We start from the raw sequence: 25,541 nt of genomic DNA, 5'->3' as shown, positions 1-25,541 counted from the left end.
CCGGCCGCTGGGCGGCGGCGGCGCGCGCACCGGATGTGTGTCGACATAGAACCTGCCTTTGGCAGGATGCCAACCATGAGCGGACTTCTCGAAGGCAAGCGGGTCCTCGTCACCGGCGTCCTGACCGACGCGTCGATCGCGTTCGCCGTGGCCCGGATCGCGCAGGAGCAGGGCGCGACGGTCATACTCACCGGCTTCGGCCGCGGGCTCTCGCTTACCCGCCGGATCTCGCGGCGGTTGCCGACCGAGGCGCCCGTCCTCGAACTGGATGTGACCAACGAGGAGCACCTCGGTGGCCTCGCCGACAAGGTGCTCGAGCACGTCGACGGCCTCGACGCCGTGCTGCACGCGATCGGCTTCGCGCCCGAGTCGGTGCTTGGCGGCAAGCCGTTCGTCGAGGCCGCCTGGCCGGAGGTGGGCACCGCGTTGCAGGTGTCGACGTGGTCGCTGGCGGCGCTCACCCGGGCGTCGCTGCCGCTGTTCGGCGAGCGCGCGAGCGTCGTCGGCCTCGACTTCGACGCCTCCGTCGCCTGGCCGTCCTACGACTGGATGGGGGTGGCGAAGGCCGGTCTTGCCTCAGCCACCCGGTATCTGGCCCGCGACCTCGGGCCGCGCGGGGTGCGGGTCAACCTGATCTCCGCCGGCCCGCTGCGCACCATGGCGGCCAAGAGCATCCCCGGCTTCGAGAAGTTCGAGGAGGTCTGGGACGAGCGTGCCCCGCTCGGCTGGGACGTCCAGAACACGGAGCCGGCCGCCCGCGCCTGCGTCGCCCTGATGTCCGACTGGTTCCCGGCCACCAGCGGCGAGATCATCCATGTCGACGGCGGCTTCCACGCCGTCGGCGTGTAGGAGCCGGTGGGAACCAGGTAGGTGGGAACCAGGTAGGACCAGCGAGGTCCCGCCGCGGGCGCGAGACCCGGCCACGCCCGCGGGCACGGCTGGGCTCGTGGCCATGGGCGCGTTCGGCCCGGCCGCGCTCACCGTGGCCGGGCCGAACGCGTCTGGAGCCGGGTGCTCGCGGACGGCGCGCGGGCGGCGCGCGGGTGGCGACGGCCGCCGAAGTGGCCGAAGACGTCACCAAGGTCACGCGGCGGGCGCCAGGCGCCCGGGACCGGCGGACCAGGCCAACCGGCGAGCTTGGATACTGGACGACGGCATGGGGGTAGACGAAGCGGGAGGCAACATCCGTGGCAGGGCGAATCGCGGTCGTCGGAGGCGGCATTCTGGGACTGGCGGTCGCCAGGCGCCTGGGGCAGGTGGACCCGTCGGCCGCGGTGACCGTCTTCGAGAAGGAACAGGACATCGCCCGCCATCAGACCGGCCGCAACAGCGGCGTGGTGCACGCCGGGCTGTACTACACGCCGGGCTCGCTGAAGGCGACGCTGTGCCGGCGCGGCGTGGGCCTGCTGCGCGAGTACGTCGACGCGCGCGGCATCCGGTACGAGGAGTGCGGCAAGGTCGTCGTCGCGGTCGATGACACCGAGATCGACCGTCTCAAGGAGATCGCCCGGCGGGCCGAGGCCAACGGCGTGCCGGACTGCCGGTGGCTCGACGCCGCCGAGCTGCGCGCGATCGAGCCGCACGCGCGCGGCGTCGCCGCGCTGCACTCCCCCACGACGGCGATCGTCGACTATCCGGCGGTCTGCCGGGCGCTGCGCGCGGACGTCCTCGACGCCGGTGGCGCGGTGCGCACCGGCGCGCAGGTCGTCGGGATCGAGGAGAAGGCCGACGGGGTGTGGCTGCGGCTGCGGGCGCGCGGCACCGCTCCGGTGGCGCCGAACGGGCACCATCCGGACGGCGCGAGCGCCGCCGCGAAGGCCGAGGTGCGCGAGGTGACCGAGCTGGTCGGCCCGTTCGACCTGCTCGTCTCGTGCGCCGGGCTGCACTCCGACCAGGTCGCCGCGTTCACCGGCGAGGACCCGTCACCGCGGATCATCCCGTTCCGGGGCGACTACTGGCTGCTGCGCCCGGAGCGGCGCGACCTGGTCCGCGGCCTGATCTACCCGGTGCCCGACCCGCGCTACCCGTTCCTCGGGATCCACCTGACCAAGCGGGTCGACGGCGAGATACTCGTCGGCCCGAACGCGGTGCTCGCCGGCGCCCGCGAGGGCTACACGCTCGGCACTCTCAAGGGCGGCGACCTGCGGGAGACACTCGCCTGGCCGGGCATGCGCAAGCTCGCGAAGGCGCACTGGAAGACCGGGGCGAAGGAGATGCTGCGCACCGCCAGCAAGCGGGCGTTCGTCGCCGAGGCCCGCCGCTACGTGCCCGAGCTGACCGCCGCAGACGTGGTGCGCGGCCCCGCGGGCGTGCGGGCGCAGGCCGTCGCCCGCGACGGCAGCCTGGTCGACGACTTCGTGCTGGCCCACCGCGGCCGGGTCCTGCACGTCCGCAACGCCCCGTCGCCCGGTGCCACCGCGTCCCTGGCGATCGCCGAGTACATCGTCGCCAAGCTCGTCCCCGAGCCCCAGGCCGACCCCACCTCCTGACCGGGGCCCAGGCGCCCGTCAGCCGGCCGGGCTGTCGCTGATCGCGGCCAGCAGGGGAAGGACGGTCGCGCAGGTCGGGGTGGCGATCCCGTGCTCGGCGCCGATGCGGACGACCGCGCCGATCAGGGCCTCGTGCTCGAGGCGGCGGCCGGCGAGGCGGTCGTAGAGCATCGACGTGCCGGCGCCCGGCGGCTGGCCACGCAGCCGGCGGACGGTGAACTCGGGCAGGCCCTCGGGGATCTCGGCGCCCTCGGCGGCGGAGACCGCGACCGTCTCGGCCATGATGGCGAGCGCCAGGTGGGCGACGTCGTCGCGCCGCAGCACCTCCAGGCGGCGGCCGGTCAGCGCCGTGACGGTGTTGGCGGCGCTGTTGACGCACAGCTTCGTCCAGGCCGCGGTGGCGAAGTCGTCGATCAGCCGCACCTCGCCGGCGGTGAGCGCCCGTTCGGCGAGCCGCTCGGCCAGCGGGACGTCCGGGACCTGGATGACCCCGCCTGCCCGGTGGCGGATCATTCCGGGCCCCTCGGCCTCGGCGTTGATGTAGACGACGGCGGGCAGCACCTGGTCCGGGCGGGCGACCGCGGCGACCCGCTCGGCGTGCCGGACCCCGTTCTGCAGCACGACGACGCCGGTGCCGGGGCCGACGGTCGCCCGCAGCCAGCCGGTGACGGCGGGTACCTGATGCGCCTTGGTGGCGAGCAGCACCCAGTCGAACCCGTAGGTGGGCAGCAGAGCCGGGTCCGCGACCACCTCGGCCGGCACCTCGGCCTCGACGTCGCGGCCGTCCTGACCGGTGGAGACCACGACCAGCCGGTCGAAGGGCCGGCGGACGCACAGCCACACCTCGGCACCGGTCGCGGCGGCTCTGGCCGCGAAGTAGCCGCCGACCGCCCCGGCACCGATGACGGCGACCCTGGCGGGCGGCGTACCCGCGCGCGGCGAGGCCGGCCGGACGATCCGGCCGGTGACGAAGTCCATCTCCGGCCCCGGCGGCGCCACGATCCCCGACCGGGCGCGGGAGGACCGCTCGCCCGGCCTGGTCACGCCCGGAGCGTCGTGGTAGGCGGGCAACGCCGAGCCCGCCGCCGAATCGGCCATGCGACGAGACTGCCCGACCCCCAGCCCCACCGGCCACCGGCCCGGGGCCAACTCGGGGTGTTCCAGCCCATTCCACCCATATATACGCAGGTGGAGCGTTCCACGCCTGTCCGGCCGCTCCGGCCCGTTCGGGCCCCGAGGGCCGAGGGCCGGGGGCCGGGGGCCGGGGGCCGGGGGCCGGGCCAGCCTGGCCGACGCGCTCCAGCGACGCGGGCGCGGCGCGCCTACCGCTGGGTGGCGAGGACGACCTTGCCGAGGACGGAGCGGTCGCGCAGACGGGCGAAGGCTTCGTCGAAGCGGTCGAGCGGGACGACCTCGTCGACCGGGATCCGCAGCCGGCCGGCGACTACGTCGGCCGCGAGGGCGCGCGTCGCGGTGGCGCGGCCCTCGGGGGTGACGACGAGCCCCGCATAGCCGAGCAGGCTCAGCCCCTTGCGGTAGAAGGTCCGCCCGGGCAAGGAGATGTCCTGGCCCGCGGAGACGCCGACGATGACGATCCGGCCGCCGACCGCGGCGAACTCGACCGCGCTCGGAGTGAAGCCGCCGCCCAGCGGGTCGACGACCAGCGTCGGGCGGAAGTCGCCGACCTCGGCCGCCAGGTTCCCCACGCCCGCCACCACGACCCGGTCCGCGCCGAGCCCCGCCACCGCGGCCCGCTTGGCCGGCGATCCGACCTGGCCCACGACGCTCGCCCCGGCGAGCTTCGCGAGCTGCACGGCGACCACGCCGACCCCGCCACCGGCGCCGAGCACCAGCACCCGGTCGTCGGGCTCGATCCGGCCGAGTACGTGCAGCGCGTTGTAGGCGGTGACCGCCGCGGTGCCGATCGCGCCGGCCTGCGCCGGGTCGAGCTCGCCCGGCACCTCGACGACCGCGTCTCGCGGCACGACGACCGCGCCCGCCCAGGTGCCATCGCGGGTGAGCCCCAGCCCTGATCCGGCGAGGACGACGCGCGTGCCAGTGCCGGCGAGAATCCCGGTCCCCTCGACGCCGAGGGTGCGCGGCAGGTGGCTGAGGTCGCCGATCTGCCCAGCGGCGGCATAGCCGTCGATCGGGTTGACCCCGGCGTGGTCGAGCTCGACGAGCACCTCGTCGTCGCCCGGCACGGGCAGTTCGGCCTGCTCGTCCAGCCGCGGCGGCTCGCCGGCCGCCGCCAGCCGGACCGCTCTGGTCACCGTCGGACCGCTCATCGTCGAGTACCCCTTCCCCCACAGGCGCCGGTCACCACCCGTCGGCAGGCAACCGCGACCGGTCTCCGCCGAATTCCCGCCAGCCCACCGGAGGCGGCCGGCGGGCTGGCGGGAAGGCGACGGAAGAGGTCACCGAGCCCTTCGCGCGGGCGCCGCCGGATGCGACGCTGCCAGCATGGCCGACGCGGTGGAGCATCTGGAGAAGGCTGGCCCTTGCGACGACGCCGCGGCTCCGGCGCCACCGGCGTCCAGGCAGCCGTCGCCGGGCGGCTCCCAGCCGCCGGCCGAGGAGCTCGGGGCGCGGTGGCGCGCCGCGCGCGCGGGACTGGCGGTCGTCCACCTGGACGCGGCGGCGGCGGGCGCGGCGAGCGGCGCCGTGGTCGACGCGCAGGTGGCGCACCTGGCCGCCGAGGCGAGGCTCGGCTCGTACGCCGCCCAGGAGCTGGCCGCCGAGCGCCTCGACGCGGCGCGGGCCGCGCTCGCCGGGCTGCTCGGCCCGGCGCTGACCGGCGCCGACGTCGCCTTCCACCACAGCGCGACCTCGGCGTTCGCCGCGCTGGTGGGCGCCTGGCCACTGCCGCCCGGCGGGCGGGTCGGGATCGTGCCGAGCGACTTCTCCTCGAACCTGCTGACGCTGCGCGCCCGCGCGGCGCGCGACGGCCTGGAGCTCGTCGACCTGCCGCTGCTGCCCGACGGACGCGTCGACGTCGACCGGCTCGGCCGCGGCGAGGGACCGGCGGCGCTGGACCGCCTGGACCTGGTGACGTTCCCCGAGGTGCCGAGCCAGCGCGGCGTCGTCCAGCCGACCGCGGCGGTGGCCACGCTGTGCCGGGACGCGGGAGTGCCGCTGCTGCTCGACGCCGCCCAGTCCCTCGGTCAGGTCGACGTGGCGGCGGGCGGCGCCACCGGCGGCGTGACGGCCTGCGTCGGCACGTCCCGCAAGTGGCTGTGCGGCCCGCGCGGCGTCGGCTTCCTCGCCGTGCGGCCCGACTTCGTCGAGCGGCTCGGCGTGCCCGCGCCGACCGGCTACACGGCCCGCTGGGAGCCCGATCCGGCGGCGGCCGGCGGCGGCCGCCTCGTCGCGTTCGAGGGCGTCGGCAGGTTCGACGTCGGCGAGGCGGCGATGGCGGCCCGGGTGGGGCTGGCGGCGGCGCTGGCCGAGCACGTCGAGGCCGGCCCGGAGGCGGTGCGCGCCCGCGTCCAGGCCCTGGCCGCCGCGGCCCGCCGCCGGCTCGACGGGGTCGCGGGCTGGCGGCTCGGCGAGGACGTCGCCTCCCCGTGCGGGATCGTCACGCTCACGCCGCCCGCCGGCGTCGACCCGGCGGTGGCGCGGGAGCGGCTGCGCCGCGAGTCGGGCATCCTCACCTCGGCGATCGACCGGACCCGGGCCCGCGACGCCGTGCCGGCGCTGCGGGTGAGCCCGCACGTCCACAGCACCCTGGCCGATCTCGACCGGCTCGCCGAGGCACTCGACCGCGCCACCCGCTAGCCCCCGTTGTGGGGTGGACAGGACCGCCGGCACGCATCATTGTCTGGATCATGATGCTGGGGCGCCGGGAGTTCCTCGGAGGGACGCTTGCCGCCGCGGCGGCCGTCACGACCGGCGGGCTCGCCGGTTGCGGGTCGGGAGGCGCCACCCCGGCGCCCGCGGCGACCCCGACGGCCAAGGCCGCGCTGCCCGACACCGACACGATGATGGACTGGGTCGAGCAGGTGGTTGCGCGCGGCGTGCGCCGGCCCGGATACGCCGCGGACCAGTGGGCGCAGGAGTTCGTCACGGCGAAGTTCCGGGAGTTCGGCCTGACCGACGTCCATGCCGAGCCGGTCACGGTGACCCGCTGGGAGCCGCTGCGGTACTCGCTGGTGGCCACGCCGGCGGGCGAGGCGCCGGTGGAGCTCGAGTGCTTCCCGCTGCCGTTCGCCGTGCCGGCCGACGGGCTGGAGGTGCCGCTCGCCCGCTTCGACGAGGCCGACCTGGCCGCGGTCGCCGGGCGGGCAGCGCTGGTCGACGCGAAGATCATCGGGCTGCCGCCGGCGCTGCCCGCCGAGTTCGGGAGCGCGCCGAAGGACGGCACGCCACGGGTGTACGACCCCGACGGCACGTTCACCGGTGAGACGCACCTCGTGCCGCTCGTGGCCGGCTCCGAGGGCCTCATCGACAAGGTGGTCGAGGCCCGCGGCGCCGCCTTCATCGGCGCGCTGCACGACTACCCGGGCGACGGATGCCGGTACTACTTCCCCTACCACGGCCGGACGACCGACATCCCCGGAGTGTGGATCAAGGGCAGCGACGGGCGCTGGCTGAGCGAGCGGCTCGCCCGCGGGCCCGTCCAGGTCCGCCTCGACGTCGCCACCAGCAGCGCCCCGGCGCGCAGTGACAACATCGTCGGGGACCTGCCCGGCCCGCCGGGCGACGACGAGCTCGTGCTGGTCGGGTCGCACCACGACGGGCCCTGGGCGTCGGCGGTCGAGGACGGCACCGGGATCGCGATGGTGCTCGCCCAGGCCGCCTACTGGGCCGGGGTGCCCGCGGCCGAGCGGCCGCACCGGATGCGCTTCATCCTGCAGGGTGGGCACATGTGCGGCGGCGCCGGGCTCATCGACTATGTCGACAGGCACCGCGCCGAGCTCGACAAGGTGGTGCTCGAGGTGCATCTGGAACACGCGGCCCGCGACGTGGCCGCCCGCGACGGCCGGCTGGCGCCGACCGGGCGCCCCACGCCGCGCTGGTTCTTCACGTCGACGATCCCGACGCTGGAGAAGTCCGTCTACGACGCCATCGAGGCTGAGCGGCTGGGCCGGTCGATGCTGCTGGCCCCGAACGCCTTCGGGGACATGCCGATGTCCGACGGCGCCCACTACCACACGGCCGGCGTGCCGGTGGTCCAGTTCCTCGCCGCCCCCTGGTACCTGTTCGACGAGGCCGACACGCTCGACAAGGTGGACCCCGACAGCCTGCTCCCGATCGGCCGCGCCGCCGCGAGGATCATCGAGTCCACCCGGGGCGTCACCGCCGCCCAGCTGCGCGCCGGCCTCGTCACCCGGTAGGCGGCCGGCGCCCGGCCGTCTCAGCCACCGGCCGTCTCAGCCATCGGCCACGTCAGCCACCGACGTACGGCCGTGCCAGCCGCCGGCGTACGAGCGTGTCAGCCGCCGAAGTAGAGGAGCCACTGCTCACGGGTGCGCGGGCGGTAGACCATGTTGGACTCCCGCACGTCCGCCATCGGCGCGCTCGCGCGAGGCGGCGAGTAGAAGTGGCCCGGGTAGACGACCGGGTCGTCGGGGAGCGCGGCGAGGCGCTGCAGGCTGTCGTACATCTCGGCCGGGCTGCCGCCGGGGAAGTCGGTGCGACCACAGCCGTCGAGAAACAGCGTGTCGCCGGCGACGAGCCGGTTGTCCACCAGGAAGCACTGGCTGCCCGGGGTGTGGCCGGGGGTGTGCAGCAGCCGGATCGGGATCGCGCCGACGTCGACCGTGTCGTCGTGGTCGTGGGAGACCAGGTCGGTCTCGGAGACGCCGGTGACCCGGCGGACGAACTCGGCCTCGTTCCGGTGGACGTGCACCGGCGCCGGCGCCTTCGCCAGCACGTCCTGGATCCCGGCCAGGGAGAAGCCCATCATCGAGCCACCGACGTGGTCCGGGTGATGGTGCGTGGCCAGCATGCCGACCAGCCGCATCCCGTCGGCTTCGAGAAGCCCGAGCAGGTCGTCGGCGGCGTAGGCGGGGTCGACGATGACGGCTTCGCCGGTCTCCCGGTCCCCGATGAAGTAGCAGAAGTTGACCATCTGCCGCGCGATGGGATCATCGACGGCGAAGTCCCGCCCCGACAGCAGCTGGCGGAAATACAGTCGGTCGGCCATGCTCGCCAGGCTAGCCAACCGGGAGGCGATCAGGCTGCCGGGTCGCGGTCCCGGCCGCGAGGGCCGCGGCCGGAACCGGCGGAGGCGCCGCGCGGGGCGGTTGCCACGGGCCCGGCCAGGCGGGCGCGGGCGTCGTGGGCGGGGATCGTCCGTGGGCGGTGGGAGACGGGGCCCGGACGTGGCGACCTGCACTTTCCCAACCCGAAACACGGGTCCCGGCCGCCGCCATCTGAGAGGGTACGGCCATGTTTGGCATCCTTCGTCCGTGTCGCCACCGGATGGGCGATGAGCTGACGTCCACCTGGATGTCCCACCTGTGCGGGATGTGCCTGGCCCTGCGGGACCGGCATGGGCAGTGGGCGCGGGCCGCGACCAACGTCGACGGGCTCGTGCTGTCGGTGCTGGTCGCGGCGCAGTCGGGCGAGGGGGCGACCAGACGGGCGGGGCCGTGCGCGCTGCGCGGCCTACGGCCCGCCGAGGTCCGCGCCTCGAACGACGGGGGCGCGCTGCTCGCCGCCGCCGTGTCGCTGACCGCCGCCGCGGCCAACGTGGACGACCACGTCGCCGACGGTGACGGACCGTTCGCCCGCCGCCCGGTCGCGGCGCTCGCCGGCAGGTTCGCCGGCGCGGCGGCGCGCGGCGGCGCGCGCACCGGCGCCGAGCTGGGCTTCGACGTCGAGGTGATGGAACGTGCCGCCGGCCGGCAGCGCGCCCTTGAGGCGGCGGCGGGCCCGGGAACGGCGCTGACCGTGGTCACGGCTCCAGCCGAGGAGGCCGCGGCGGCCGCGTTCGCGCACACCGCCGTGCTTGCCGGGCTGCCGGGCAACGCCGAGCCGCTTGCCGAGATCGGCCGGCTGTTCGGCCGGGTGGCGCACCTGGTGGACGCCGTCGCCGACCAGGCGGCCGACGATGCCAACCGGGCCTGGAACCCGCTGACCGCGACCGGGACGACCCTCGCCGAGGCGCGAGCGCTGTGCGACGACGCGCTCATGGGGATCCGGCTGGCCCTGCGCGACGTCGAGTTCGCGCCGGGCCGGGACGAGCCGGCGCACCCCGGCACGCCGCGCACCGGGCCGCCGGGCGCGCGGCGGTCCGCGAAAAGGGGCGAGCGGCATCAGGGCGGCGCGTGCCCCGCCAGGCACGACCCGGCCACCCCCGAGACGGGCGCGACGGTGACGGGCGTTTCGGAACGGGAGCGGGCCAGCCGCGACCCGAACGCCCGGCTGGCGCATCTGCTGCTGGTCCACGAGCTGGAGCGGGCCGTCGACACGGCGTTCCGTTCCGCCTGGCCGCCGCCCGGTGGGCCCGGTCCCACCGGGCCTGGGTACGGACCACAGCCCGGGCCCGGGCATCCGCCCCACCCCGGTCCCGGTGGTCCGGGCGGCCCCGGCGGCCCGGGCCGGCCGGGACGTGGCCTGGCCCTCGGAACCTGCCTCGCCGCGACAGGAATGTTCTGCACCTGCCAGATGTGCGGCGAGTACACCTCGCCCTACGACGGCCAGCGCAAAGAAGGGTTCTGCTCCCGCGGTGACTGCTGTGACTGCTGTGACGGGTGCGACTGCTGCGGCGACTGCTGCGGCTGCTGCGACTGCAACTGCTGACGCCTCGCGGCGGGTCGTCGCCGGGCGGGATGGAGATCCGGCGGGTGGGCACGTCTGCTGAAATGGTCCCGTGAGTCCTCCCCCCGATTCCCCGGCCGGCGCTCCAGACGACACCCATCCCCCGCCGGGCCCCGCCCGGGAGCCCGGCCCCACCACGGACCCTGTCCAGGCCAGCGAAGACGGCGCGGCCGCGGGCTGGAGCGGCGGTCAGGAGCCGCCGGTCAGCTTCGCCGCGGTCGACGACCACCCGATCGTGCTGGAAGGCCTCGCCACCGCGCTCGGGCAGCTGCCCGGGCTCACGCTCACGGCGACGGCGACCTCGGTCGCCGAGCTGCTCGCGGGCCCAGGCCTGGAGGCCGACGTCGTGCTCCTGGACCTGGATCTCGGGGACGGAACCGATCCGGCCGAGACGATCCGGCGGCTGATCGGCCTGGGCAGGGCGGTCGCGGTGTACAGCGCGTCCGCGGACGCGGAGACGGTACGGGCGGCCCTGCGAGCAGGAGCGGCGGCATACGTCGCGAAGACCGACCACCTGGATGACGTGGCGCGGGCGGTGCGGGCCACCGCCAGTGGCGTCGGGTGGATCTCGCCACCGGTCGCGTTCATGCTGCTCACCGACGACGCCCCGGACCGGCCGGCGCTGTCGCCGCAGGAGAAACACGCGCTCCGGCTCTACGCGGCGGGCCTGTCCATCCGGATGGTCGCCGAGAAGATGGGCGTCGCGCCGGAGACCGCCAAGCAGTACATCGACCGAGTCCGGAAGAAGTACCGCGACGTGGGCCGGCCGGCCAGCACGAAGATCGATCTTCTCCACCGCGCGGAGGAGGACGGCCATCTCCTCGGCTCGGCCAAGGACTCATCCACCGCGTCGTCCTGAGCGGACGGCACGGGCCTCCCGCCGCGGGGGACGGGTGCCGGCAGGCTCGCGGGCTGCCGGCACCCGTCAGGATGCGTCACGTCGTACCCCGCGTAGCAACGTGACGCCCCAGTCGGCGACCTGGACCTCCTCCCCCAAGGCTGGTCCGGTCTCCCCGAACCGACTGGCGTGACCGAGTCTGCCGGAAACGGACAGTTCGGTCACCAGCACTTTGGTCCCAATCTCACGTGCCCCGAATGGGGGACGTGAGCGGCCACCCGGCACCGAGCCGGCAGGACAGCTGCCGCCCGGAGAGGCGCCGGCGACACCGCGGTCCGTCCCCGCGGGTCTCCGGTAGGCGCCGGGACCACGCCGGCCCCGGCGCCTACCGGATCTGGCGGATGACGCCAGCCGGTCCGTCACCGCCGTTCGTCCGGTCATCCCGCGCCGCCACGGCCGCGACGCCCTCCCCGGCCGCGACGCCCGCCAGGCCCGCGTGGCGCCGCCCGGCGTCGTTGGCCCGAGGCGCCGGGCTGGCCCGGCCGGACGAGCAGCGCGGCGACGAGGCCGAGCAGGCCACCGAGGAGCGCGAGCCACAGCCCAGGGCCGATGATCGTGACCGCCGCCGTGGTCGACCCCGTCATCAGGCCGCCGCCTCGCAGGTAGCCGATGTCGATGAGCGCGACCAGAGCCGTCGTCAGCCCGGCGACGCCGGTGACGCCGGCGGCCAGCCGGGCGGCGTGCCCGCGCGGGCGGGTCGCCAGGCCCAGGGCCGCGAGCCCGGCCATCATCCCGAGCCCCAGCGTGAGCCGGCCGTGCTGGGTCGGGTCGAGCCCGGCGACCGAGTACTCGACCAGTCCCCAGGCGCGCACCGTCGCCCAGGTCATCGTCGACGCGACGATCGTCAGCGCCGCCCCCACGGCGGCGAGCGCCGCCGGCAGGACCAGCACCGGCCGGGCGGGCCGCTCGCGCCGCGTCGGAACCGTCGCCGCGCCCGGGCCCGCCGCGTCGGGCTCCCGCCCGGTGGGCGCGTCGCCCGGCTCCGTGGGCGGCGCGCTCCCGGAACGCGGCTGGGTACCACCGCCCTCCGGCCAGCCATTCGGCGGCCCGGCGTCCGGGGGCTCGGGCGCGGCGATCTCTCCACCGGCCGTGGCCGCGCCCGGCCGGGCCCAGCGGGGATCCGCGGTGGCGGCCGAGGCGGCCCGCCAGGCGGCCCGGGCCGCCTCGAGCCTGGCCCGTTCCCGTTCTCGTTCCCGTTCGGCGGCCCGGGGGCCGGGGGCGCGCCGGGCGGCGGCGACGGCGCGCCCGTCGCCCAGCTCACCGACGAGTCCGCCTGGGTCAAGGTCGGCCCGACCAGCGGCCCGTCCACCGGCTGGAGCGACGGCGGCCTCACCGTCGACGCCAGCACACTGAAATGCACCCAGCCGGCGGCCGACCCGACCCGTGGCGTCACCGACACCGAGATCACCGTCGAGGGCCTCGCGTATCTGACCAGCCCCGGCGGTTCCACCATGCAGGGCGCCGACGTCGGCGCGAAGGTCCGGTTCGACGCCGCCAACGACGCGGGCGGCGTCAACGGTCGGCGGATCAACTTCACGGGCGTACTCGACGACGGGCAGGACTCCAGCCGTAACATCGCGCAGGCCAAGGTGATCGCCACCCAGACCCGGGCGTTCGCCGCCGTGCCGGTCATCACCAGCCAGGCCGGCTACGCCGACACGTTCTGCCAGGAGAAGGTTCCCTTCTTCGGCTGGGGCACCAACGAAGGCTTCTGCGAAACCGCGGTCGGCTTCGGCATCACCGGCTGCCAGTACAACGACGGGGTCCTGGCCAACAACCTGGCCGGCATGGTCAACTCGCTGTTCGAGGACGACCGGAACCACACCCTGGCCCTCGTCGGCATCGACCTCGACTCGAGCCGCGCCGCGCTCGGCAACCTCAAGAAATACGCCGAGGCGGGTGGGGTCAAGGTCACCTACGCGGAGTCGCCGATTCCCGCGAGCGGGCTGGCCGACACGACCGCGCTCGTCCAGGCGGTCATGAGCTCGAACGCTGGCGCGCCGCCGGACGTCGTCTACTTCATCACCGACTTCGCGTCCGGCCAGAAGCTCGTGCAGGCGTTGAAAGCCGCCGGCTATCCCGGCAAGTTTCTCAGCCCGTTCTACGACCCCGCGCTGGTCGGCCTGAAGGACTTCGACGGCATGTACGCCACCAGCAGCTGGCTGCCCGGCATCGACGACACGAACGTGAAGGCAACCAAGATGGTCGCGGACTTCAAGAAGTACGCGCCCGACCAGCGGATCAGCATCTCGGCACTCGCCGGCTACTGGTCGGCCGACCTGTTCGTCGATGCCCTCTCGGCCGCCGGCAGGGACCTGACGGTGGACACGTTCGTCGACTTCCTGAACAAGGACTGGGTGCACGGCGGCGAGGGCGCGGTACCCGAGACCCGGTGGCCGCTCAACCACTTCGCCACGACACCGTGCAGCTCGATCAGCCAGCTGAAGGACGGCGCCTGGCATCCCGTCACCGAGCTGTCCTGCGGCTCGCTGCTCGTCAGGAAGTAACCGCCACCGGCGCTGCCACCGGCCGCCGCCGGTGGCGGCACCGCCAGCCGCGCCTCGCGATCAGACCGGAACAGCCGGTTGGGGTGAGCCACCGTCCCCAGCCGGCGCCCGAGCCGCCGGGCCCGCGAGGCCGGGATCACGGCCATTGCCAGGACTGGTCACCCCTGCGGCGCCGACGCCGCGGGGGGCGCCAGCACCACGAGGAAGGACAGCCGTGCTCGAAGGAACCAGCGCGCGGGTCCGGGTCGACGACGTCGCGCCCGCCGGGGCGGCGGAGGTGTCGGTCCGGATCGTCCGAGACCCGGACCGGACTCCGGAGCGACCCGTCGTGCTGTGCTGCTTCGCCGGCGGCGGCATGTCGGCGCGATACTTCGAGCTCGCCGGCGCCGGCCGTGCCACCCGCGACGAGCCCGCCCATGCCGAGCCTGGCCATGCCCAGCCTGGCCATGCCCAGCCCGGCTATGACATGGCCGCGTACCTGGCCGCCGCCGGGCTGGTCGTCGTGCTCGTCGATCACCTGGCCACCGGCGGGAGCGACACCCCGGCCGACCCGTGGGCACTCGTGCCGGAGACGGTCGCCGACGTCGACGCGGCCGCCGCGGCGCGCGCCGTCGCCGGCCTCGGGCTGGTCGACCCGGTGGTGCTGGGCCTGGGCCACTCGATGGGCGGGATGCTGGTCGCGCTGGCGCAGGCCCGCCACCGGCCCTACGCCGGGCTGGTGCTGCTGGGTCACTCCGGCCGCGGGTGGCCCGAGATGCTCGGCCCCGGCGAGCTCGCGGTCGCCGGCGACCCGGTCAGGGCGCGGGCGTCGGTCGCCGACCTGGCGCGGGCCCGGTTCGGCCGGGCGCTGGTGCCGAGCTCGTCAGGAGTGCTGGAGCTGCTCGTCGGGCCAGGCCTGCCGCCGGCGGCGGCCGCCGCGCTGGCCGGCTGCGCCGACAGCCTGATCACCCCGTGCGGGCTCGCGTCGATGATTCCCGGCAGCCACCGTGACGCTCTCGCGGCGATCGACGTCCCGGTGCTGATCGGTCTCGCCGAGCACGACATCGCCGGTCCGCCGCGCGAGGCACCGGGCTACCTGCCCGGCTGCCCCGACGTCACGCTGCACGTCCTCGCGGGGGCGTACCACAACAGCAACGTCGCCCCAGGACGCGCCGAGCTCTGGGACCGGATCGTGGACTGGGCCATCGTCGACCGGGTCACGGACCTGCGCGTCCACCGACCATCGCCCGCCCCGTCGGCAAATGGTAGACAATATACATGATGTTGCTGAAGGAGGCTCAGGTATGACGGCGACCCAACCCGCTGCTGGCCCGACGGCGCGACCCCGTCTCGCGCTCGGCCTGCCCGTCGGCGAGTCCATGTACAGGTCCGACGAGCAACACAAGATCATCGACTTGGCCCGCGCCGCCGACGAGGCGGGCGTCGACACCCTGGTGCAGAGCGACCATGTGATCATGGGCGAGCGGCTCGACCGGTATCCGTGGGGCCCCTTCCGCTACCCCTACGGCTCGCCCTGGCTCGAGCCCGTCACGCTGCTGTCGGTCATCGCCGGGGCGACGGCGCGGGTGCGCCTGTCCACCGGCATCCTGATCGCCGGCCTGCGCCGCGCCCCGCTGCTCGCCAAGCAGGCGGCCACCCTGGACGCGCTCTCGCGGGGCCGCCTGGAGCTGGGTGTCGGCACCGGCTGGCAGCCGGAGGAGTACGAGACGCTGGACCTGGACTTCGCCAACCGCGCCCAGATCCTCGACGACACGATCGCGGCGTGCCGGGCGCTGTGGGCGCCTGGGCCCGCCGCCGTCGACCTGCCGACCGCCCGCTTCGAGAAGATCTGGTGCGACCCGAAGCCGACCCAGCCGAACGGCCCGGCCATCCTGTTCAGCGGCCCGCTGACGCGACGCAACCTGCGCCGGATCACCGAGCTGGGCGACGGCTGGATCCCGATCATGGGTGAGACCGTGGAGGGCGTCGCCGCCGGCCTCGCGAAGATCCGCGAGGCCTGGGCGGCCGCCGGCCGGGGCGACGAGACCCCGCGGGTGCGTCACAGCCTGCCGATCGCCCGCGACGACGACGGGTCGCTGGACCTGGACCGCACGCTCGCCGGCGCGCCGGCGCTCGCCGATCTCGGCGTCACCGAGGTCTCGGTCCCGATCTCCGCGTTCGTGCGCGACGGCGCCGAGGCGACCGCCTGGATCGCCGACCTCGGCCAGCGGTGGGAGAAGCTGTGGAGCTGACGACCGACGGCAAGCCCCGACCCGCGGGCCTGCTCGCCGCGGGCCGCTCGTCCGGCGACGCGGCCGACCGGCTCGCCCTGCGCGACCTGGCCGCGAGCTACGCCGCCGCGGCGGACGCCGGCGACGGGGAGCTGTTCGCCTCGCTGTTCACCGACGAGGGCGTGCTGCGGGTCAGCTACGCGGACCAGGCCGAGCCGAACCGCCCGGTCGTCGGTCCCGCCGCGCTGGCCGGGATCCCCCGGGCGCTGCGCGCCCGGTTCACCGAGACGTTCCACTTCGTCGGCAACCACCGCTGCCAGGTCGACGGGGACACAGCCGTCGGCGAGACCTACTGCGAGGCGCATCACCTGCACCTCGACGAGGGCGGCACGCCGGTCGACCTGCGGATGGCGATCCGCTACGCGGACGCCTACGCCCGCGGCACGGACGGCGTCTGGCGGTTCGCCCGGCGCGCCGTGAACGTCCTCTGGCAACGGGTCGAGCCGGTCACCGGCAGCCAGTCGCACCGCTGACCCTCCGTTTTCTCGGCTGTTCAGGAGGCAGACGATGCCCTAGGGACCGCTCGACGGGCTGCGTGCCCTGGTCGTGGGCGGCGGCGGGCCGGGGTTCGCGAGCGCGCTGCCGCTCGCCGGCGGCGGGCCGTTTCCTCGCCGGCCAGGAGTCGAGCTGGGTCACCGGTCAGCGCATCAGCGTCGACGGCGGGCACACGCCGCGCGCCTTCCCCGACATGAGGCCGCTCTTCGCGACCAAACAAGGCTGGAGGATTCATGCCACGCGTCATCCGCCCGGTCCCCGACCTCGACGACGCCTTCTTCTGGGAGGCCGCGCGGGACGGCAGGCTGGTCACGCGCGCCTGCGCCGGCTGCGGCCGGATCGCGCACCCGCCGTCGCCGATGTGCCCGGCTTGCGGCTCGGTCGACTGGACGGAACGCGAGCTGTCCGGCCGCGGCACGATCCACAGCTGGATCGTGTCGCGCCACCCGTCCCAGCCCGACGACGCGCCGCGCATCGTCATCCTCGTCGACCTCGAGGAGGGCATTCGGCTCGTGTCGAACCTGCGAGAGGTCGACGCGGCCGACGTGTCGAACGAAATGCCGGTCGAGGTGTTCTTCGACGAGGTCGACGGCTTCAGGCTGCCCCAGTTCCGCCCGGCGGCGGCCCAGGAGGTGAGCGTCTGATGGCGGCCAGCGCGAAAGCCGCGATCGTCGGGATCGGGCAGACCGAGTTCTCCAAGAACTCCGGGCGTAGCGAGCTGCAACTGGCGGCGGAGGCCGTGCGCGCCGCGCTCGCCGACGCCGGGCTGTCCGGGCGCGACGTCGACGGCACGGTCACCTTCACCCAGGACACGAACGACGAGCTGGCGCTGGCCCGCGCGGTCGGCATCGAGGAGATCCGCTGGGCGTCGCGCACCCCGTTCGGGGGCGGCGGCGCGTCCGCGACCGTCGAGCACGCGGCCGCCGCGGTGATCTCGGGAATGGCGAACGTCGTCGTGGTGTACCGGGCGTTCAACGAGCGCTCCGGCCACCGGTTCGGCCAACCCGCCCAACAGGCACGTTCCGCCGGCTTCAACTTCTATCTGCCGTACGGCCTCGACGCGCCCACCAAGATGTACTCGCTCTGGTTCCAGCGGTACATGCACGTTTACGGGCTGACCAACGCCGACTTCGGTCTCTACTCGGTGGTCGCGCGCCGCCACGCGGCGACGAACCCGAACGCCTGGTTCCACGGCAAGCCGATCACACTCGCCGACCACCAGAACTCGCGGTGGATCGTCGAGCCGATCCTGCGCCTGCTCGACTGCTGCCAGGAAAGCGACGGCGGCGTCGCGCTCGTCGTCACCACGGCCGAGCGCGCCCGGGACCTGCGCCAGCCACTCGTCACCGTCGAGGCGGCGACGCAGGGCAACGTGATCGACGGCGACGTGCTGTTCAACTACTACCACCCGGACATCGCCCGTTTCCCCGAGGCGGAGATGGGCGCGCGGATCCTGTACGAGACGACCGGCCTCGGCCCCGCCGACATCGACGTCGCGATGCTCTACGAGAACTTCTCCCCCGTCGTCTTCTACCAGCTGGAGGCGTACGGCTTCTGCAAGCCGGGCGAGGCCCGCGACTTCATCGCCGACGGCCACATCGACCTCGACGGCACCATTCCCGTGAACACTCACGGCGGCCTGCTCGGCGAGGCCTACATCCACGGGGTGAACAACATCCTGGAGGCGGTCCGCCAGCTGCGCGGCACCGCCGCCAACCAGGTGAGCGACGTCCGGCACGTCCTGGCCGCCGCCGGCCGCAGCGCGATCATCCTGGGCCGCGGCGCCTAGGGCAACGCGACGCTCAGGACGGCACGACGCGGACGGCTTCGTGACCGGCCAGGTCGTCCTCGTCAACGGCGACCTGGTGCCGCGCGGGCAATGTCTGCCTGCCGGCGGACAGACAGAGCGGCGCCCCGCCACTCCTCTCCCGCGCCGTGGCAGACACCGAGGGATCCCGGCCGTCCTGTCGGACATCAGGGCCACGAAACGGCGCTGGTCCTGGCTCTGGTGTCGGACACGATTCCCCGTGACGCCGGACAAGACGGGCACACCGCCGCACGCGGGCACAGGGCGAACGTCGCCAGGCATGGCCCTGGTCGTCGCCCATCGACGAGAACTTCGTTCTAGCTCGCTGGCTCGGCCAGGATGCTGATCGGCGGCCTCCCTCCTCCGGTCACGCTCATCGGTTGACACCGGGTTCTACCGATCACACGATGCCCGCATGGACGCTGAGAAGCTGCGGTCGCTGTTCGACCTGACCGGCCGGGTCGCGATCATCACCGGAGGCACCCGTGGCATCGGCCGCGCGATCGCCGAAGGCTTCGTCGCCGCCGGCGCCACCGTCGTCGTCGCCAGCCGCAAACCAGCCGCCTGCGCCGAGACCGAAGCCCACCTCAGGGCCATGGGCGGCGAGGCGCTCGGCGTTCCCACCCACGTCGGCGACCTCGACGCGCTCCATGCTCTGGTCGACCGCGCCGCGCAGACCTTCGGCCGCATCGACATCGTCGTCAACGACGCCGCCACCGGCCTCGCCCAACCCCTCGGCGCCATGACCGCCGACGCCTGGGCCAAGTCGTTCGACGTCAACCTGCGCGGCCCCGTCTTCCTCGTCCAGGAAGCCCTCCCCTATCTCACCGAAAGCCCGGCCGCCTCGGTCATCAACGTCGTCTCGGCCGGCGCCTTCCTGCACTCCCCCGCCGTCTCGATGTACGCCGCGGCCAAGGCCGCTCTGGTCGCCTTCACCCGCTCCATGGCCGCCGAATACGCCAGCCGCGGCATCCGGGTGAATGCCCTGGCGCCTGGCACGGTCGACACGGACATGGTCCGCGCCACCACCCCCGAGGCCCAGGAGCGGATGGCCAGGGCCAGCCACCTCGCCCGCGCCGCCCACCCCGACGAGATGGTCGGCCCCGCCCTGCTCATGGCCTCCGACGCCGGCAGCTTCATGACCGGCCAGGTCGTCCTCGCCGACGGCGGCCTCGTCGTCGCCCGCTGACCCCGAACCGCCGACTGGACGACGGCCCAGCCGCTGGCCGGCGCCCCAGCCAGGGCCAGACCGGCCGGTTTGACCGTTTTCGACCGGAGGAGCTACTGTCTACCCAGGCAGTGTCTGACCCATCACATCGACTTCTGCGGTCCCAGTGCTCGCTACCACGCATGCACCACCCCCAGCCAATCTGGCCATCACCATGGAGCGCCCGACGACTCCAATCGAGTGGCAGCCACCTGGCACGATCATGATTCTTCCTTCTGGCAATCCTTTTGCTAGTCTCCTCATCGTGGGCGACGACGGAGATCCGGATCCGACGGTCTCGGTGTCAGTGTCACTGCACGCCAGTGTGATCGCGTCCGTCCGGGAGCGGGTCGGCAAGCGCGGCGTCTCCGCGTACATCGAGCGCGCCGTCCGGCGCCAGATCGAACGCGACAACCTCCGCGAGCTCATCGAGGCCAGCGAGGCCATCCACGGAAAGATCACCGAGGAGGAAACCCAGGCCGCGCGCCAGGAGCTCTTCGGATCAGGCACACGGAGCGAGAAGGCATGAGCGGCACTCTGATCCTCGACAGCGAGGCACTGTCGCTGCACCTGCGCGCCGACCGAAAGATGGCCGCGAGACTCACAGCCGCCCTGCGGGAAGACGTCCGCATCGCAATCACGGCCGCCACCATCGTCGAGGCGGATCACGCGGGCGTTCACCGGGCCCGGCTGGACTGGGTGCTGTCGCGGCTGACAGTCGTCCCGCTGAGCCAGGATCTCGCGCGCTCCGCATCGAGCCTGCTCAAGGACGCGGACAGGCACGGCCACGAGCACGCGATCGACGCGATGGTCGCCGCCACCGCCCTCGACGCGGAGGACAAGCCGGCGACCGTCCTGACGTCGGACCCGGACGACCTCTCGGCCCTGCTCGCCGACCACCTCGACCGCACCGGGCCCGGCCGCGAGGCACCCCCGTCGGCCGTCAGGGTCGTATCGGTCTGACCGGACGGCGCCCGACGCCGACGGCTTCACAACCAGCCAGGTCTCCTCGTCGACGGCGGCCTCGTCGCCGCCCGCTGACACGCAAGCCTTGTTCGAGGTTCTCCCGGCCGGCGCCGGCCGGGTAAATGGGCCTAACCGTCGGCTGGCAGGGCGGCCGCCGCGGCGGCGGCGATCTTCGTCGTCAGGTCGGGGTGGTCCAGCGGCGGAAGGAGGTCGCCGGAGGCCGCCAGGTCCGACAGGGCACGGGCGGCGGCAAGGCGGGCGGCGGTCGTCGGCGGCCGGTGGGCGGCGAGCGCGGCGGTGAGCAGGCCCGGCAGAGCGTGCAGCGGGCGCGGCGCGGTGGTCGCCGCCGCGAAGCGGGGCGGAGTCTGCGGGCGGGTGCGCAGCACCTGGACCGTCGTCGGTGGCGCGGCCAGGCCGATCAGGTCGATGACGAGATCCACCGCGCCCGCCTCCGCTGTGAGCTGATGCAGCGCCGCGATGCCATAGCGGACCGGATCGTAGAGCGTTATGTCTCCGACGCCGGCGGCGACGAGCAGACCGGCGAGCTCGCCTCCACGCGACGGGTCGACGATGACCACCCGCGCGGCCGGCGGCTGGGTGCCCTGGGCGCGCAGCGTGGAGAGCACGGCGGCGGCCGCGGCGACGGCGAGGCCGTCGTTGACCGCGTCGAGAACGACCAGGCCGGCGTCGGCGAGGCCGTCGCGGATCACGGCGACCCGGGCGAGGTCGGTGTGGACGAGCACCGTCGCGCCGAAGCCGGGCGCGAGCAGGGAGATCGCCGAGACGACGTCGGCGGCGCGCGGGGCGGCGACCGGCATCGGGATCACGTCCAGGCCGCTCGCGCGGTGCAGCAGCAGCGCCTGCGACTCCAGCGCGGGCAGCGCGGTCGACGCCGCGATCGGTTCCAGGTCGAGCACGGCGGTGCCGTCGGAGAGCAGCGCGACCCGGCGGGCGCGGCCGGTGTAGCGGTCGGCGGCGCGCGGATTCGCGGCCAGATGGGTGACGACGCGGCGGTCCGCGTCGGCGTCGAGCTGGGCGATGTCCAGGTCGGTGACGATCCGCGCCAGCGGCAACAGCCCGAGCTTGCCGCCGGCGGCGACGCTGAAGGCCAGGTCGGTGACGTCGAGCAGGTCCGTGCCGAGTCGCGCCCGCAGGGTCGCGTCCAGCCAGTTCAGCGTGTCGGCGCCGTCTGCCTCGACGGTGACCACCGTGAAACCGGTGTCGCCATCTGAGTGGCTGTCGTCGCGCGGATGGCTGTCATCGCGCGGGTGGTCGACCAGGCAGGCCGCGGCGCCCGGTGCCTCGGCCACGACCCGCCGGACCCGCTCGACCGCCGTCGTCGGCACCCGCACCGCGAGGCTGAACGCCGGGTTCACCTGGAGCTGGCCTCGCGTCATGCGCTTCGCCGCGAGCGCGTGCCGGAGCCCATCTCGGCGTCACGCAGCTCGGCGAGCAGGTCCTCCTGGCCGGCGAGAAGTTCGGCGAGGATCCGGCGGGCGGCGCGCAACAGTTCGGCTACGTCGCTGCCGGCGAGCTCGTAGACGACTGTTCCTCCCTCTCTCGTCGCCCGGACGATCCCGGCGCGGCGCAGCACGGCCAACTGCTGGGAGAGACTGGAAGGTTCCACGCCGGTGGCGACCAAGAGGTCACGCACCGGCCTGGGGCCGTCCTGCAGCAGCTCCAGCACCCGGATCCGAACCGGATGACCAAGCATGCGAAAGAACTCGGCCTTTGCCTGGTAGAGCGGGACCGCCACGGCGTCACCCCTTATCGACTTGAAGAAGTTATCAAGTCGGCAACCGCTGGCGGCCTCGGCACCATCGGCGCCGTCGACCCTCGAGCGAGAGTTTGACCACTTCCATGTGCATCATGCACAGAATGTGCACTACGCACATCGCAGGTACGCTGGAAGTCGGCCAAGGGGACGCGGGAGGAGCGTCGGATGAAGCCTCAAGCCACCGCGGACACGATTGGGCTAGCCGAGGTCGCGGACATCGAGCGCGAGCTGATGCTGATCAGCAGATACGTGGTCATGACGGCGGCAGCGCGCGCCGCCGCTCCTGGGGCCGAGCAGCGGCTGGACCGCAGTGCCTATCTGCTGCTCAGCCGAATCGAGGCCGGGGGGCCGATGTCCATCGGACAGCTTTCCGAGGCCTTCGGCCTGGACACGTCGACGATCAACCGACAGACCGCGGCGATGTTACGAGCCGGTCTGGTCGAGCGCATCCCGGACCCGGACGGCGGGATCGCCCGCAAGCTGCGAATCACCGAGCACGGGTTGGACCGGTTGGGCGCCGACCGCGCCTGGGCCGTCAACGGCATCACCAAGTACGTCCACGACTGGGACCAGGCCGACCTCGCGACCCTCGCCCACCTGCTCACCCGGTTCAACATGTCCATGGAAAAGGGCCAGGGCCCCGGCCGCCGCTGGCCCCGCGGCTCGTAGGCGAGTAGCGCCCCGCCACCCCGCCGCCCAGTGCCGCATCAGCGAAGTTTGCCCGCGCCGTGGGCCGGTGCCGGCGCCGGTGAAGTGTCCGCGGTAGCGCGGTCCCTGGCTCGCGTTCTGGCGGACACTTCGAGCCCGCCACTCACGGGATGAGTGGCCAGCGGGCCGAGCGAACGTCGCTGGGTACGGCACTTGCCGCCCGGCCGCCGCGCGGCTCGCGGCCGGGGACGACGGGCTGGCGCCGGCGCGGCGAGGCCGGACGGGCGCCAGCCCGCCTTCGGAGCGAGGTCGGCGGCGGGTGGGGTCAGCCGCGGGTGGGGATGGTGGCGCCGCAGGCCAGGGGCTGGACGACCTCGAAGCGGCCGTCGGCCAGCCGGACCGCGGAGCCGCAGGGAGTGGGGACGTTGTGGTTGAGCGGCCAGCGGCTCTCGGCGACGGCGCCGGGAACCTCATAGGTGTAACCGCCGCCGTTGAGCAACTCGAGCAGCGAGGCGGCGGTCAGGTCAGGGCCGGCCTTCTCGACCGCCGCGAGGAAGAAGTCGGCTGACCAGTAGCCGGCCATCGCGGTCAGGCTGATCGTCTGGTCCGGGGCGTACTCGGCGAAGTCCTTCTTCAGCTGGTCGAGGGCTGGCGAGGACGCGGCCGACTCCAGCGGCGCCCACTGCAGATAGGTGAGCGAGTCCTTGAACGACGCGAAGTTGGCGAGCCGCGGGTCGTAGCCGACCTGGTTGACGATCTCGCCGGTGAAGCCGGCGGCGCGCAACGCCTCCGTGATCTTCAGTGTGGCGGGGAACGACAGGCTGAGGATCATGATTTCCGGAGGGGCACCCTTGTTGGACGTCATGATGGCGTTGACGATCGGGGTCGCGTCGTTCACGCCGCTGGTCGGCGCCGCCGCCTCGGCGTACGTCACCTTCAGGCCGGCGAGCCCCAGGGTGCGTTTGAAGACCTCGACGCCCTGGCGGGCGGAGTCGTTGTCGGAGCCGAGCACCGCGGCGGTCTTGCCCGCGAGGTCACCACCGAGCACGGTGTTCGTGAGCATTCCGGTGGAACTCGGGACGGACTTGTCGTCGGTCTGCAACAGGCAGCCGGTGAAGGCGAAACCGAGCGCGTTCTCGCACATCGCGGTGTTCGTGCCCCACCCGAAGAACGGGATACCTGCCTGACACAGCGGGTCGAGGAAGTTCGGGAACGCGGAGATAGCCGGGACGACAGCGAAGACCTGGTCACGCTCGGCAATACTCTGTGCCAGTTGCACGGAACGGCCGGGGTCGGTCCCGTCGTCCTTCGTGCCCAGATAGTTGATCTTTCGACCGTGCACGCCGCCCGAGTCGTTGGCCCGTTTGAAGCGGACCTCGGCGCCCAGCTCCGCGCCGGCCAGGGCGGCGCCGCCCGGGGCGGTGAGGCTCGCCAGGCCACCCACCCTGATCTCGGTCGCGGTGAGACCACGCGCCGGGTCCGTGGGGGCGTCCGCGCAGCGCAGGCCCGCCGCGTCGACCGTCACCCCGCCGTCGGACCAGCCGGTCGTCGCGCCCGGCCGGAAGGCATTCGGGTCGACCGTCGGCGTCGCCGCCGACCCGCCACCACCACTCGCGCCGGCGCCGTCGCCACCGCCGCCGCACGCGGCGACGCACAGCAACCCGGCCGCCGCCACGGCGGCAATGCGATGTAATCGCACAGGAATACCTCACCCTCGCAACTGGGGAACATGCGCGTCAATCCGCGCACGCCTTTTCGAATTCGAGGGTGACACAGCCCACAACGCGACACAAGTCAGTCCGTGTTGTTATCCTTTCCATTCTTCTCGGCGCCAGCGGCGCCAGCGGCGCCAGCGGCGCTGGCGGCGCCAGTAACGCCGCCGCCACCGCCGGCGCCATCGGCGACGGCGGACTTCACGGCGCCCAGCGCGTCACGGCGGAAATGCGCCGCCGAGTCGGTGTGGGTGGCGAGCGCCGCGAGCTCCGTGCCGGCGCGGATCGCCGCGCGGGCGCCCCAGACGTCGAACGCGCGATGCACCGACCGTTTGTTGATCTGGGTGAGGTCGCTGGGCACGCCGGCGACGCGGACCGCGATGGCGAGTACCTCGTCGGCGAGCCGGTCCGCCGGGTAGGCCCGGTTGGCGAAGCCGATCCGGGCGGCCTCGACACCGTCGATGCCGTCGCCGGTCAGCATCAGCTCCATCGCGCGGCGCAGGCCGAGCAGCACCGTGTGGTACTGCCAGTCCGGGGGGCTCGCCACCCGGACCACCGGGTAGCTGATCATCGCGTCCTCGGCGACGTAGACCAGGTCGCAGGCGGAGGCGAGCTCGGTGGCGCCGGCGATCGCGTAGCCGTGGATCTGGGCGATCACCGGCTTGGCCAGGTCCCAGAGGCTGAACCAGGTGTCGCCCACCTGGCGGGCCCACTGCCCAGGGCCGGGCGCCGAGTAGAACGGCGGGTCGGCCATCAGCGGTGAGCCCAGGTCGTAGCCGGCCGAGAAGCACGGCCCCGCGCCCCGGATGATGCTCACCCGCACGTCCGGGTCGACGTCATGGGCCCGCAGCGCGTCGAGCAGCTCGGTCCGCAACGGGGTGGAGATGGCGTTGCGCTTCTCCGGCCGGTTCAGCGTGATCCGCCGGACCCCGGCCGCGGGCGCGTCGACCAGCAGGTGCTCGTAGTCACTCATCTCGTGGGCACTCGATGTCGTAGGC

The 25,541-nt window shown here is 73.8% G+C and carries 24 protein-coding genes; 16 read left to right on the top strand and 8 right to left on the bottom strand.

Features of this window, described 5'->3' with window-relative positions:
- Window positions 1-75 precede the first annotated feature (75 nt).
- Both fabI and I6A81_RS09110 read left to right on the top strand, forming a co-directional pair.
- Complete coding sequence (gene fabI / locus I6A81_RS09115) at window positions 76-849, top strand: enoyl-ACP reductase FabI (protein ID WP_203005453.1); 774 nt, start codon at window positions 76-78, stop codon at window positions 847-849.
- Between the two features lie 338 nt (window positions 850-1,187).
- Complete coding sequence (locus I6A81_RS09110; RefSeq protein WP_203005452.1) at window positions 1,188-2,489, top strand: L-2-hydroxyglutarate oxidase; 1,302 nt, start codon at window positions 1,188-1,190, stop codon at window positions 2,487-2,489.
- An 18-nt stretch (window positions 2,490-2,507) separates the two neighbouring features.
- Here the strand turns inward: I6A81_RS09110 and I6A81_RS09105 are convergent, their stop codons facing one another.
- Together I6A81_RS09105 and I6A81_RS09100 are read right to left on the bottom strand one after the other, a co-directional pair.
- Window positions 2,508-3,587 carry a 2-dehydropantoate 2-reductase gene (locus I6A81_RS09105; protein ID WP_203005451.1) on the bottom strand — a complete coding sequence of 360 codons (1,080 nt, stop codon included), beginning with the start codon at window positions 3,585-3,587 and terminating at the stop codon, window positions 2,508-2,510.
- 224 nt (window positions 3,588-3,811) lie between these two features.
- On the bottom strand, window positions 3,812-4,777 hold the full coding sequence (locus I6A81_RS09100; RefSeq protein ID WP_203005450.1) for a quinone oxidoreductase family protein: 966 nt from the start codon (window positions 4,775-4,777) through the stop codon (window positions 3,812-3,814).
- Between the two features lie 175 nt (window positions 4,778-4,952).
- Between I6A81_RS09100 and I6A81_RS09095 the strand changes: the two genes are divergently transcribed.
- On the top strand, window positions 4,953-6,266 hold the full coding sequence (locus I6A81_RS09095) for an aminotransferase class V-fold PLP-dependent enzyme (RefSeq protein ID WP_203005449.1): 1,314 nt from the start codon (window positions 4,953-4,955) through the stop codon (window positions 6,264-6,266).
- Window positions 6,267-6,316: 50 nt separating this feature from the next.
- Entirely contained in the window at window positions 6,317-7,825 is a 1,509-nt protein-coding gene (locus I6A81_RS09090; RefSeq protein ID WP_238429956.1) for a M28 family metallopeptidase, read from the top strand.
- A 98-nt stretch (window positions 7,826-7,923) separates the two neighbouring features.
- Here the strand turns inward: I6A81_RS09090 and I6A81_RS09085 are convergent, their stop codons facing one another.
- On the bottom strand, window positions 7,924-8,637 hold the full coding sequence (locus I6A81_RS09085) for an MBL fold metallo-hydrolase (RefSeq protein ID WP_203005448.1): 714 nt from the start codon (window positions 8,635-8,637) through the stop codon (window positions 7,924-7,926).
- A 245-nt stretch (window positions 8,638-8,882) separates the two neighbouring features.
- On the opposite strand from I6A81_RS09085, the gene I6A81_RS09080 reads away from it, so the two are divergent.
- Together I6A81_RS09080 and I6A81_RS09075 are read left to right on the top strand one after the other, a co-directional pair.
- The gene (locus I6A81_RS09080) at window positions 8,883-10,238 is read left to right on the top strand and encodes a DUF5685 family protein (protein ID WP_203005447.1); all 1,356 of its coding nucleotides are present in this window, start codon (window positions 8,883-8,885) and stop codon (window positions 10,236-10,238) included.
- A gap of 70 nt (window positions 10,239-10,308) precedes the next feature.
- Window positions 10,309-11,115: a response regulator transcription factor gene (locus I6A81_RS09075; RefSeq protein ID WP_203005446.1), complete on the top strand. Its 807-nt coding sequence runs from the start codon at window positions 10,309-10,311 to the stop codon at window positions 11,113-11,115.
- A gap of 416 nt (window positions 11,116-11,531) precedes the next feature.
- Here the strand turns inward: I6A81_RS09075 and I6A81_RS09070 are convergent, their stop codons facing one another.
- Window positions 11,532-12,044, bottom strand: coding sequence for a hypothetical protein (locus I6A81_RS09070; protein WP_238441474.1), 513 nt, complete (start codon window positions 12,042-12,044; stop codon window positions 11,532-11,534).
- Window positions 12,045-12,164: 120 nt separating this feature from the next.
- Between I6A81_RS09070 and I6A81_RS43125 the strand changes: the two genes are divergently transcribed.
- From I6A81_RS43125 to I6A81_RS09025, 9 genes are all read left to right on the top strand, one after another.
- Window positions 12,165-13,661 (top strand): ABC transporter substrate-binding protein, encoded by a 1,497-nt coding sequence (locus I6A81_RS43125; RefSeq protein WP_285223055.1) that lies wholly within the window; start codon window positions 12,165-12,167, stop codon window positions 13,659-13,661.
- A gap of 214 nt (window positions 13,662-13,875) precedes the next feature.
- Window positions 13,876-14,922 carry an alpha/beta hydrolase gene (locus tag I6A81_RS09060; RefSeq protein WP_203003074.1) on the top strand — a complete coding sequence of 349 codons (1,047 nt, stop codon included), beginning with the start codon at window positions 13,876-13,878 and terminating at the stop codon, window positions 14,920-14,922.
- A gap of 22 nt (window positions 14,923-14,944) precedes the next feature.
- Entirely contained in the window at window positions 14,945-15,892 is a 948-nt protein-coding gene (locus I6A81_RS09055) for a TIGR03619 family F420-dependent LLM class oxidoreductase (protein WP_203003076.1), read from the top strand.
- The gene (locus tag I6A81_RS09050) at window positions 15,883-16,404 is read left to right on the top strand and encodes a nuclear transport factor 2 family protein (RefSeq protein ID WP_307874547.1); all 522 of its coding nucleotides are present in this window, start codon (window positions 15,883-15,885) and stop codon (window positions 16,402-16,404) included. The genes I6A81_RS09055 and I6A81_RS09050 overlap by 10 nt, the downstream gene beginning before the upstream one ends.
- A 255-nt stretch (window positions 16,405-16,659) precedes the next feature.
- Entirely contained in the window at window positions 16,660-17,070 is a 411-nt protein-coding gene (locus I6A81_RS09045) for a Zn-ribbon domain-containing OB-fold protein (protein WP_203003085.1), read from the top strand.
- Window positions 17,070-18,215: a thiolase C-terminal domain-containing protein gene (locus I6A81_RS09040; protein WP_203003087.1), complete on the top strand. Its 1,146-nt coding sequence runs from the start codon at window positions 17,070-17,072 to the stop codon at window positions 18,213-18,215. Before I6A81_RS09045 ends, I6A81_RS09040 begins: the two co-directional genes overlap by 1 nt.
- 433 nt (window positions 18,216-18,648) lie before the next feature.
- Entirely contained in the window at window positions 18,649-19,422 is a 774-nt protein-coding gene (locus tag I6A81_RS09035; RefSeq protein ID WP_203003088.1) for an SDR family NAD(P)-dependent oxidoreductase, read from the top strand.
- A 283-nt stretch (window positions 19,423-19,705) separates the two neighbouring features.
- Window positions 19,706-19,969, top strand: a complete 264-nt coding sequence (locus I6A81_RS09030) for a hypothetical protein (protein WP_203003089.1) — start codon at window positions 19,706-19,708, stop codon at window positions 19,967-19,969.
- Window positions 19,966-20,403 carry a type II toxin-antitoxin system VapC family toxin gene (locus I6A81_RS09025; RefSeq protein ID WP_203003090.1) on the top strand — a complete coding sequence of 146 codons (438 nt, stop codon included), beginning with the start codon at window positions 19,966-19,968 and terminating at the stop codon, window positions 20,401-20,403. Before I6A81_RS09030 ends, I6A81_RS09025 begins: the two co-directional genes overlap by 4 nt.
- Before the next feature lie 131 nt (window positions 20,404-20,534).
- On the opposite strand, the gene I6A81_RS09020 is transcribed toward I6A81_RS09025, so the two are convergent.
- Together I6A81_RS09020 and I6A81_RS09015 are read right to left on the bottom strand one after the other, a co-directional pair.
- A complete protein-coding gene (locus I6A81_RS09020; protein ID WP_203003092.1) occupies window positions 20,535-21,803 on the bottom strand; it encodes a malic enzyme-like protein in 1,269 nt (422 codons plus the stop codon).
- Window positions 21,800-22,162 carry an ArsR/SmtB family transcription factor gene (locus I6A81_RS09015; protein ID WP_203003094.1) on the bottom strand — a complete coding sequence of 121 codons (363 nt, stop codon included), beginning with the start codon at window positions 22,160-22,162 and terminating at the stop codon, window positions 21,800-21,802. The genes I6A81_RS09020 and I6A81_RS09015 overlap by 4 nt, the downstream gene beginning before the upstream one ends.
- Before the next feature lie 186 nt (window positions 22,163-22,348).
- Here I6A81_RS09015 and I6A81_RS09010 point away from each other — a divergent pair, with 186 nt between their 5' ends.
- Window positions 22,349-22,852, top strand: a complete 504-nt coding sequence (locus I6A81_RS09010; protein WP_203003096.1) for a MarR family winged helix-turn-helix transcriptional regulator — start codon at window positions 22,349-22,351, stop codon at window positions 22,850-22,852.
- Between the two features lie 304 nt (window positions 22,853-23,156).
- Here the strand turns inward: I6A81_RS09010 and I6A81_RS09005 are convergent, their stop codons facing one another.
- Together I6A81_RS09005 and I6A81_RS09000 are read right to left on the bottom strand one after the other, a co-directional pair.
- A complete protein-coding gene (locus I6A81_RS09005) occupies window positions 23,157-24,530 on the bottom strand; it encodes an ABC transporter substrate-binding protein (protein ID WP_203003098.1) in 1,374 nt (457 codons plus the stop codon).
- A 95-nt stretch (window positions 24,531-24,625) separates the two neighbouring features.
- Window positions 24,626-25,516: an enoyl-CoA hydratase-related protein gene (locus tag I6A81_RS09000; RefSeq protein WP_203003100.1), complete on the bottom strand. Its 891-nt coding sequence runs from the start codon at window positions 25,514-25,516 to the stop codon at window positions 24,626-24,628.
- Window positions 25,517-25,541 lie beyond the last annotated feature (25 nt).

The sequence above is a fragment of the Frankia nepalensis genome, from assembly GCF_016786325.1.
Taxonomy (GTDB): domain Bacteria; phylum Actinomycetota; class Actinomycetes; order Frankiales; family Frankiaceae; genus Pseudofrankia; species Pseudofrankia nepalensis.
Note: the sequence above shows the minus strand (reverse complement) of the source record. Positions and strands in the feature narration are given on the sequence as shown.